Annotated in this window: 7 protein-coding genes; 1 reads left to right on the top strand and 6 read right to left on the bottom strand. The window is 69.8% G+C overall.

From position 1 onward, the window contains the following. Window positions 1-293: 293 nt before the first annotated feature. From P1P70_RS34155 to P1P70_RS34130, 6 genes are all read right to left on the bottom strand, one after another. Window positions 294-1,325, bottom strand: a complete 1,032-nt coding sequence (locus tag P1P70_RS34155) for a Yip1 family protein (protein WP_319244752.1) — start codon at window positions 1,323-1,325, stop codon at window positions 294-296. Window positions 1,326-1,427: 102 nt separating this feature from the next. Then, complete coding sequence (locus P1P70_RS34150) at window positions 1,428-2,909, bottom strand: FG-GAP repeat protein (RefSeq protein WP_319244750.1); 1,482 nt, start codon at window positions 2,907-2,909, stop codon at window positions 1,428-1,430. Window positions 2,910-3,045: 136 nt separating this feature from the next. Next, window positions 3,046-3,441, bottom strand: coding sequence for a nuclear transport factor 2 family protein (locus tag P1P70_RS34145; protein WP_319244748.1), 396 nt, complete (start codon window positions 3,439-3,441; stop codon window positions 3,046-3,048). Window positions 3,442-3,587: 146 nt separating this feature from the next. Further along, window positions 3,588-6,866, bottom strand: a complete 3,279-nt coding sequence (locus P1P70_RS34140; protein ID WP_319244746.1) for an NACHT domain-containing protein — start codon at window positions 6,864-6,866, stop codon at window positions 3,588-3,590. A gap of 54 nt (window positions 6,867-6,920) precedes the next feature. Next, window positions 6,921-7,235, bottom strand: a complete 315-nt coding sequence (locus P1P70_RS34135; RefSeq protein ID WP_319244744.1) for an ATP-binding protein — start codon at window positions 7,233-7,235, stop codon at window positions 6,921-6,923. A gap of 39 nt (window positions 7,236-7,274) precedes the next feature. Continuing rightward, on the bottom strand, window positions 7,275-8,750 hold the full coding sequence (locus tag P1P70_RS34130) for an FG-GAP and VCBS repeat-containing protein (RefSeq protein ID WP_319244742.1): 1,476 nt from the start codon (window positions 8,748-8,750) through the stop codon (window positions 7,275-7,277). Between the two features lie 402 nt (window positions 8,751-9,152). Here P1P70_RS34130 and P1P70_RS34125 point away from each other — a divergent pair. After that, a partial coding sequence (locus P1P70_RS34125; protein ID WP_319244740.1) for a DUF6281 family protein occupies window positions 9,153-9,460 on the top strand: 308 nt, incomplete at its 3' end.

Genomic DNA, 9,460 nt, shown 5'->3' with positions numbered 1-9,460 from the left:
ATTGTCTTGTCCTTCTAGATGTTCTTCACTCACGTGTGGTATGTTTTTTTTTTTTTGTATTGCTGGGCACTCATGGATGCCAACACTGTGTTTCTGTGGCAGCGTCTCATGGTTGTAAGAGACAGGTCCCACCCCCGGGCCGGTCGATTTCGAGCATCATCACACAGCGCAACCCTGCCCGCTCCAGCCGCCGTCGGCGACCGGGGCGACGCTCGGACAGGCCCCACAGAGAGGAGGGGCTCCCGGCCTGTCGCCAGAAGCCCCCTCACCCCACACATGCCTGGAACGCGTGCCTAGAACGTGCCCAGCTTGATCAGGGACAGGATCGCCACCAGCTGGATCGCCGAGGCGCCCAGGGCCTTCGGCCACGGGAGGTCGTGGGACTTGGCGACCATGATGGTCAGCAGGGCGCCTGCGGCGACCCAGGTGATCCAGCCGAGGATCTGCACGAACGAGGCGTCGCCGCCCGCGAACATCGCGACGACCAGGCGCGGCGCGTCCGTGAGGGTCATGATCAGCATGGAGAGGCCGACCGTGGGCTGCCAGGCGCCGTCGCCGCCGAGCTGGCGTGCGAGGGTGTGGGTGACCACGCCCAGGACGAAGATGCTGACCACCATCGTCACGCCGGTGACGAGCACGATGGGAACGGCCGCCGAGAGCGTCGCCTTGATCGCCTCTTCGCGCGCGGCGTCGAAGCCGAAGACGGCCAGCAGGCCGTACAGGAACGTCACGATGAGGGCGGGGCCCCACACCGCGTAGTCGCGCATCACCAGGAACGTCTGGTTCGGGCTGGTGACGATGCCCTTGAGGAGCGCCTTCCAGGGCAGCCGCGGGCCGAGCGGCGCCGCCGGGGCGTTGCCCGCGCGGTAGGTGTCGCCCTGCTGGTACGGGTCCTCGCCGACGGAGAACATCTGCGTGTGACCCGGGTTGTTGGCCGCGTACGGGTCCGGGCCTCCGCCCTGGGGGTGCCCGCCGCCGTCGCCGAAGTACTCCGGCTCGCCGTGGTTCCCGTGCCCTCCAGGGCCCCCGTGGGTCCCGTACCCGCCGGGGTGTCCGCCGCCGTGCGTCTGGGGCCAGCCGCCCTGACCGCCGCGCCCGCCGCCGTACGGCGGTCCCGGGGGCGTCTGGGGGTAGCCGTACGACGGGCCGCCGGCCTGCGGGGCCTGCTGTCCGTACGGAGGGTTGTGCGGTCGCGCTTGAGGAGCGCCGTTGTCCCGGCCGCGTCCGATCCTGAATCCAGCCACGTCATCGAACGTACCTGGTCCCGGGCGGCCGCGTGCCGGGCCGGGGCCAACCGGCCCGGCTTTGCGGCCGAGCTGTGACATCCCCTAAGGGATCGTCAGGGATGTGTGAGGGGTGGGCCGGGGGGCAGCCCGGTGGTCGGTCGGTTACGGCCTCCGCGCAGGTCGGCGGCCGTACCGGCGCGCTCAACGGCTGCTGACGTACCTGCCGTACGACAGGGCCGACGACGGGGACGGCAGGCCCAGGTTCTTCGGGGTGAGGGCGTGGGAGCCGGTGACCGAGGTCTTCGGGAAGACCCAGACGCCGCCGGACCTCGCGTTCTCGCCCGGGGCGCCGGCGGCCGTGTCCGGGGTGCCGTCCTTGTCGTAGTCGCCGGTGGCGACGGCCGTGCCGAAGGCGTCGTTCGTCTCCGCCACGCCGGGGACACCGGGGCGGTCCTGGTGGTACGGGACGGAGGTCGCTTCGCCGAAGCGGTCGACGACGCCGCCCTCGTGGCTCAGCAGGAACGTCACCGCGCCGGCCGCCGCGCGGGTGCCGATGGCCTCGCCCGGGGCGCCCACGACCAGGTCGTCGCGGCCGTCGTGGTTCCAGTCCAGTACGGCGAGGGAGGCGCCGAAGCGGTCGCCGTCCTCGGCGACGCCGTACACGCCGACCGTGTCCTGGTTGAGGGTCTGGGAGCGCAGGCCGAAGGAGCCCTTCGCGTCGCCGTACTCGATGTGGATGCCGCCACCCTTGGCGTACGACTCGGGGCCGCACGGGTCGTCGATGTTCTCGTCGGCTATCTCACGGCACTCGCCGAGGGCCAGGTCGTCCAGTCCGTCGCCGTCGAAGTCGCCGACGGCGAGTGCGGAGGCGGCGCCGTTGTCGGAGTTCCAGACGTTGGCCATGCGGCGCTCGGTCTCGTCCCAGGACCACAGCCGTACGTGGGACTGGGTGAAGGGGGCGTCGATCGTGTGGTAGGCGAGGGCGAGGTCGTCCGTGCCGTCGGCGGTGAAGTCGCCGGTGGCCAGGAGCGGGGCGCGGCCGCCCATCGGGGTGGCGAGGACGGTGGTGACGACCAGGTCCTCGCCGTTGTCGACGGCGGCCCGCACGACGACCTTGTCCCGGCCGCCGACCACGAGGTCGCGGCCGCCGTCGCCGGTCAGGTCCGCCGCCGCGACGGACCAGCCGTACGCCGCGTTCACCGACGGGCCGGTGAGGGCGTTGGACGCCGGGCCCGTGCCGGTCCGCGCGCCGCCGACGACGGTGACGGTGCCCGCGTCCGCGCCCCGGCCGGTGACGTCCTCGCCGGGAGCGCCGACGATCAGCTCGGCGAGGCCGTCGCCGCTCAGGTCGGCCAGCAGCACGGAGGTGCCGAAGCGGTCGCCGGCCTCGGGGGTGCCGGGGACCTCGGCGGTGGACTGGCTGACCCGGATGCTCCCGTGTCTGCCGAGGCCCTTGGGCCCACCCCGGACGAGGTTCACATAGCCGGCCTTGGCCTTGCCGTTCACGGTGGCGTCGGGGACGCCGACGGCGAGGTCCGCGTAGCCGTCGCCGTTGAAGTCGCTGGTCACGGCGGGGGAGGGGGCGGCGGTCGCGGCCGGCGCGAGGGTCAGGGCGAGGACCGCCGTGGTGGCGGTGGCGGTCGCCACGGTGGCGGCGGCCAGGGCGTACGTCCGTCTGTGCACGGGGGACTCCAGGTGGGTGGCCGGATGGCGGGGGCCGAGATGGCTGGTTCACCTGTGTGACACCTGGAGGCCGCGCGGGGTTGTAGTACGGGGTCGTAGTACGGGGTTGTAGTGCCGGCCCGGCGGAGCCGGGAGGCTAGGACCAGAACTCCGCCTCCTTGTCCATGTCCTCCTGGCACTCGTCGATGTCCGTGAACTTGTCGCCGACGATCCGGAAGACGAGGCAGCCGTTCTGCTCGATCCGCCTGCCACCGCGCTCGGCGGTGTAGCGGTGCACGGAGACGGCGTGGCCCCGGCCGTCCACGCACACATGGCTGAGCGTGACGTCGAACGTCCCGCCGGTCTCCTCGAAGAGGCGCTGGTACAGCTGGATGATCGAGTCCTGGCCCTTGTGGTCGCCCGACAGCAGGTGGCTGCCGGGGACGTGGTGCGTACAGTCCGAGGCCATCAGGCCGCGGAGGGTGTCCATGTCGCCCCGGGTGAAGGCGTCGTAGCCCTTGCGGACGAGTGTTGCGTTGGGGTGTTCAGCCATGGGGATCGCCGGCTCTCGTTTGTGCGGTGCGTGATGATGTGCGCACTGTCTGCGACCTGATCGCATTGCTCTGATATAGGCCATTATCGGCGGGAGGGTCAGGCTTTGCGAGTGCGCTCGTGCGTAGGCCGGCGTCTCGCCCGGAACTAGGGCTGGGTGCGGACCAGGACGAGTATCTGGTTGGGCGACGATCCGCGTGCGTCCCGGGTGTCGAGTGTGGTGAGGCTCAGCCATGCCCGGTCGAGGAGGCCGATGGGTGCGGTGTCGCGTATGTGGGCCTGCCGCAGGATGCGGATGGCGACGAGAAGTGCCGTGCGGGCGCAGGCCAGTGTTCGACGGTCAGTAGGCGTGTGCCGGTTTCGCATGGAGGTGAGCAGTTCCACGATCTGGTCGGTCAGGAGCAGTACTTGGGAAACCCGATCTCCCGAGGCGTCGGCCGTCCTGAGGAGCTCGCGAGCATGACGCACTGCGGTAGCAGGGTCGGACAAGGTCCGTTGCCCAGGGTGGATTTCTGATCCTGTCTGTCCCAACAGGTAGTCGAGGCTGCCGAGGAGGGACTGTGGTGACAGGGCTGCGGATTCGCAGGTGATCAAGGTGCGGTAAGCGCTGACCGACAGTCTGAGGACGTCGGTCTGGACGGGATCGGACAGAGCGCGGGACAGGTCCATGGCGAGGGCGACTACGCGGGTGGTGTCGGTGATGCCCTGTTCGAGTAGTGAGGTCAGGCCACGGGCCGCCTGGCGGGTGAGCTCCAGAGGATCGCCGAGCACATGGCCGAGGGCATCGCCCCCGACGGGGTCGCGGTCAGCGGTGAGGCCGAGGGCTGGGCCGAGGTCGAGATCGAAAGCCCGGTCGACGTCGAGACAGAGGTGGGAGGTGAGCGAGCGGAGCTGATCGACGTGGAAGTGGAGGTCCTCGACGTGGTCGCGGCGATCGTGGCCCGAAGCGCGGATCTGAGCCAGGGAGTCATGGAGGGTGTCGGCGATGGCGATGGCGTTGCTCAGGGGGGCCACGAGAGCGGGGTCGAGAGCCCGCTCCATGGCCTGCGTGACATTGAGGTCGCGGACGAAGCCCCGAGCACGGGCGACGGGTCGTCCGAGGTCGTGGATGTGCTCAGGATCATCTTCGATGAGGGAGGCGTGGGAGCCGACTTGGTGGAGGGCGGTCAGGACGGCGAGGGTGCTGGGTAGAGCCAGCGCGTCGGGGGGCGGAACGTCGGGTGACTCAGCGGTGTGGGTGAGGGCTGCGATGAGAACGCTGGTCCAGGCCGACACCCGTGCTCGCTGGCTGACCGGGGTCGCCAGAAGCCGCAGGGAGAGATCGAGCTGCTGCCGGTCGGCTACGGGGATGTCGTGGAGCCGCTCTGCGTCGGCGACGTAGGGCCAACGTGCGCCCGAGGTTTGGTGGAGGACGGTGTGGGCGCCGTCGTGGGCCCATACCGTGTGGCCGCCGAGGCCGGCCACCGAGGCGGCGGCGGGGTCGCGGAGTTCGTCCAGTGTGGGAAGTCGGCAGACGCCGCCTCCCATGAAGGCGTTGAGCCAGTCGGGAAAGCGTTCGGCGTCTCCGACCTGCATGCCCACGACCGCGCTCCCGTCGTTCCCGAGCGTGTCGAGGCGGTAGGGATGGTGCAGGCGGCCGGCTGCTCGTTCGTCCTGAACGAACAGCTGGTACAGGTGGTAGGGGACGGGCCATGAGCACAGGGCGGCCGCGTTGTGCAGTCGGATGGTCTCGCGCAGGGCTCGGGTGGCCTGGACTCCGGCCAGGAGGCGTTGTCGGGCGGGGTCGTGGGGCGTGTCCGGAGGGGGAGGGCCCAGCAGTTCCTCCAGGCGGTCCCGGGTCTCGGGCTCGACGGTGCGGGCCTGATCGGCGCAGTCGAAGGCCAGAGCCAGTGCGGGGAGCGTGCCACGGCCCAGGCAGGCGGTGATGATGTCCGTGGCGTCGTTCGCCGCGGACCAGAGCAGGATCGTCTCGCGCCACCAGGGGTCCTCGACGTTGTCGATCAGTACGCTCGTGTCGGCGCGCGGAGTCCCGAGTTGGGTGGCGGCCAGGTATTCCTGCAACGTGAGGTGGGCGAAGCCGTAGACACCGTGTTCGCGTTCGACCAGCAGGCCGCTGGCACAGGCCACCTCCAGGAACACCTTGGGGGGCACGTCGCCGGGTACCTGTCGCAGTGGTCTCCGGATGGCTCTGGCTGCGTCGCGTTCGGGCCAGTCCTTGACCTGGGCCTTCATCATGGCGAGGGCAAGGTGCTGGGCGACATGCTGCTTGTGCGGTCCGGTCAGGCCGGTCGCGTCACTGAGCCCGCGGGCCTCGGAGCGGCGGTGGAGCAGCACATCGCACATTTCGTCGTACAACTCAGCTCGGCTGCCGGGGAGTTGGCCTCGGTAACGGTGTACGTTCGCTGTCATCGTCAGCAGGAGGGGGTTGGCCGCCAGGTCGTACAGGGCGCCCTGCTCCTGCAGCCGGGCCAACAGATCCGCCGCGTTGCGGTCGGCTGCCGCCCGTACCTCCCGGTCCGCTCTGCCACGGGCCCGGCTCTCGGTCGCGTACGACCATTGGCGCAGGAACTGGTCGATCTGTGCCCACGTGAAGCGACGGACCTGGAGAACCTCCGCCCCTGGTACGGGATTCGACCGGTAGCCGTGCGGACGTGAGGTCACCACATAGGTGTTGTGGGGATAGCTCTGGATCTGCCTGTCGACCCAGTCCACGACCCGGCCCCGTTCTGCCGGATCCGCGACCTCGTCCAAGCCGTCCAGCAGGATCACGCACCCGCCGCGATCCAGTCTCTGATCCAGCCAGTGGGCCGGTACCTTCCCATCGAGCCAGGCGGCCTTCACTGCCGCCGCCCCCAGTGAAGGGGGCTCGTCGGCCAGCAGGTCCGCGGCGTGGCGACGCAGGTAGAGCAGCACCGGCAAGCGTTGCTTCCACGGGCGCCGGCGGTGTCGACACAGTCCCAGCGCCGTGTTGCGGGCCAGAGTCGTCTTGCCCGATCCCGGCCCGCCTATCACGGCCAGAACCCGAGAGCCGCCGTCGCGACCGGCGTTCCGCAGCACCGACTCCAGGCTTCGGCGCTCCTCCCCGGACACCGAACCGAGGAAGGGTTCCCTGGCGGCATCGTGCAGCACCTTCGGTACGACGCTGACATCCACGTACACCTGGCGCATCCGGAACACGAACTCGCTCTGTGTGGCGATGCCGACCGTTTCCATGTCCTGGACGCTCGCGCGCAGTTGCCGCAGGTAGACCCGGCGGCCGCCGCGTGGGGTGTCGTCGGCGGGGGCGGGGACGGCCCGCTCCGAGAACAGCAGGCTCAGGACGGCAACGCCGAACGCGGCGTACATCCAGGTCAAGCTGAGCTTTCCGTCGTTCAGCACCTGGTTCGTCGCGACGCCGACCGTGACCAACAGGGCGGCTCCGCCCACGACTCGGAGTACACCGCGTACGCCCGTCATTCCCACCCCCGTGGTCGTCCGCCGTCAGTCCGGCTTCAACTCCGTACCCAGTTCACACCAGACGTACTTGCCGCAGTTCCCGTTCACGGTGAACCAGACCCAGTCGTCCGCGTACGCGTCGACCAGGTGGAGACCCCGGCCGGAGGTGGCCGTGTCGGTGGGGGTGGTGGCCGTCGGCGGTGTGGGGTCCGTGTCCCAGGTGCCCAGGCGGAAGGAGGGGCCCGACTGTCTGAGCTTGAGGGCTGCCGGGCCGTCGGTGTGGCGGAGGGCGTTGGCGAGGAGTTCGGAGGCGAGCAGCTCCGCCGGTTCGAGGAGGGTCGGGAGGTCGTGGACCCGCATCCTTACGGGGATGCGGGCCCAACTCGCAGAATACGTGCGTCAGTTGGCCGCGTTGCCGCCGAACACAGGGGACGCGTCCGTGGAGACGCCGACCGAGGATGTCGACAGGGAGCGCGAACCTGTCGCGGTGATCTTCGTGCCGTTGGAGGGCAGGTAGACGACCGAGCCGTTGCCCGCGTTCTCGCCGTACGCGCCGACCGTCAGGTCCGCCTTGCCGTCGCCCGTGACGTCGGTGAGCTTGACCTCGGAGCCGAAGAAGTCGTTGCCCTCGTCGGAGCCGGGGACGCCCGCCGTGGACTGGGCGAAGTACTGGTACCCGGAGGAGGTGTTGACGCCGGAGGCCGAGCCGTAGAGGACCGTGACCGCGCCCGTGTTGGTGACGCCGTTCAGGTTCTCGCCGGCCGCGCCCACCACCAGGTCCTGGTAGCCGTCGCCGTTGATGTCGCCGAGGGAGATCTCGTTGCCGAAGAAGTCGCCGCGCTCGGAGGAACCGGGGACGTTGCCGGAGTTCTGGGTGACCGAGGTGGCCCCGGCCGGTCCGTCGGGCGAGCCGTAGATGATGTGGACCTTGCCGCCGGTGGCGGACTCGGGCACGGAGGGCTCGCTGCCGTCCTTCGAGGGGTCCCACTCGGAGCCGGTCACGATGTCGCCGTAACCGTCGCCGTTGACGTCACCGATGCCGGTGATGATGCCGGGCTTCAGCTTCTGCGCGGACGCGGCCTTCAGACCGGTGGCCGAGCCGGGCACGTAGTAGTTGGCGTTCCAGTTGTACGCGCTGTCCGTCTCGAAACCGTCGACGATCAGGTCGGTGCGCTTGTCGCCGTTGACGTCACCCGCTGTGAGGTTGAGCGGTCCGGTGCCGTCGCCCGACATGATGGGCGGCTTGACGGTGTAGCGACCGCCCGCCGTGCCGGACTTGGCGATGCCGCCCTTGAAGACGTGGATCGTGGACGACGTGGCCCCGACCGCGAGGTCCTCCTTTCCGTCGCCGTCGAAGTCTCCGGCGGCCAGGGACTTGCCCCACTTGTCGTGGGAGGAGGGCGCCGGGTCGTTGATCGTCGTGGCGCCGGACAGGCCCTTCGACGAACCCCAGAGGATGGCGACCGTGCCGCCGTCCGCGTCGCCGGAGACGTCCTCCAGGTACGCGGAGACGGCGAGGTCGTCGTATCCGTCGCCGTTGAAGTCGCCGTACGCGCTGACCCAGCCGAACCCGTCGTTCGTCTCGGCGCTGCCGGGCACACCGGTCGTGTTCTGGCTGACCGTGGTGCGCTTCGTGGACGTCACACCGTTCGCCGAGCCGTACAGGGCGACGATCTGACCGGCGCCCTTCTTACCGCCTACGGTGGCGTTTCCGGCCGCGTACGCGACATCGCCGAAGCCGTCGTTGTTGAAGTCCGCCACGGGGTGGTGGACGGAGTCGGCCGCCGTCGCCGTCGCGGCCGAGAACGTGAGCAGACCGCCCGTCAGCGCGACCGCGGAGGCCGTCGCGAGGGCGAGTCGCAGATGCTTGTGCATGCGGGAGTCTCCTGCTGCATGCGGACGACTGGCAGACGTCCGCAGTCAATGGGGTGCCCGTTCCGTCCCTGTTCGCCTGTATTTCAGCAGGACGTAAGGAGGTCGTTGGCTAACAGGAGACCACTGAGGGGGCCGGTGGGTTGTACGTGTATTCGAGGAATTTCTGCAGCCACTGAGGCCGGTGGGACAACGGGGCGAAAGGGACGCGCCCGGGATGTCCGGGCGAACGTTCTGCCGCGGTCGTGCGTCTGCGGTGCGAGGCAGCGACAGACAAGCCGGTGAGGAGCACGACGATGAGTGGTACCCGTGTACGGATCGCCCTGGCCGCCGCCCTGACGATGTCCCCCCCTGGCCGTCGGGTGCACGGTCCTGGACACCGGGGGGACGAGTTCCGCCTCGTGCGTGTTCGCCGTGGACTACGACGACCGGCAGTACGTCGAGGCGGGCGAGGTCGACACCGTCCTCGGCGCGAAGGTGGGCACCGCGCGGGACTCCGTCTGTGATGACCAGGGCGGCGGTGAGGAGGACCGGGTGCCGGTCGAGGATCTGGCCGTCTACACCGCGTACGCCGTCAAGGGCGTCGACACCGAGGACGCGATCGCGGTCCGTGAGTCGCCGGAGGGCGAGGTGCGCGTCCTGGTCCACGCGGCCGAGGACGAGGGTGTGAACGCGGCGGTCGAGCGGGTGTTCGGGGAGGGGGAGGGCTCGAC

Origin of the sequence: Streptomyces sp. MB09-02B (assembly GCF_033794485.1) — a bacterium.
GTDB lineage: Bacteria > Actinomycetota > Actinomycetes > Streptomycetales > Streptomycetaceae > Streptomyces.
The sequence above is the reverse complement of the archived record's forward strand: the minus strand, read 5'-3'. Positions and strand labels throughout refer to the sequence as shown.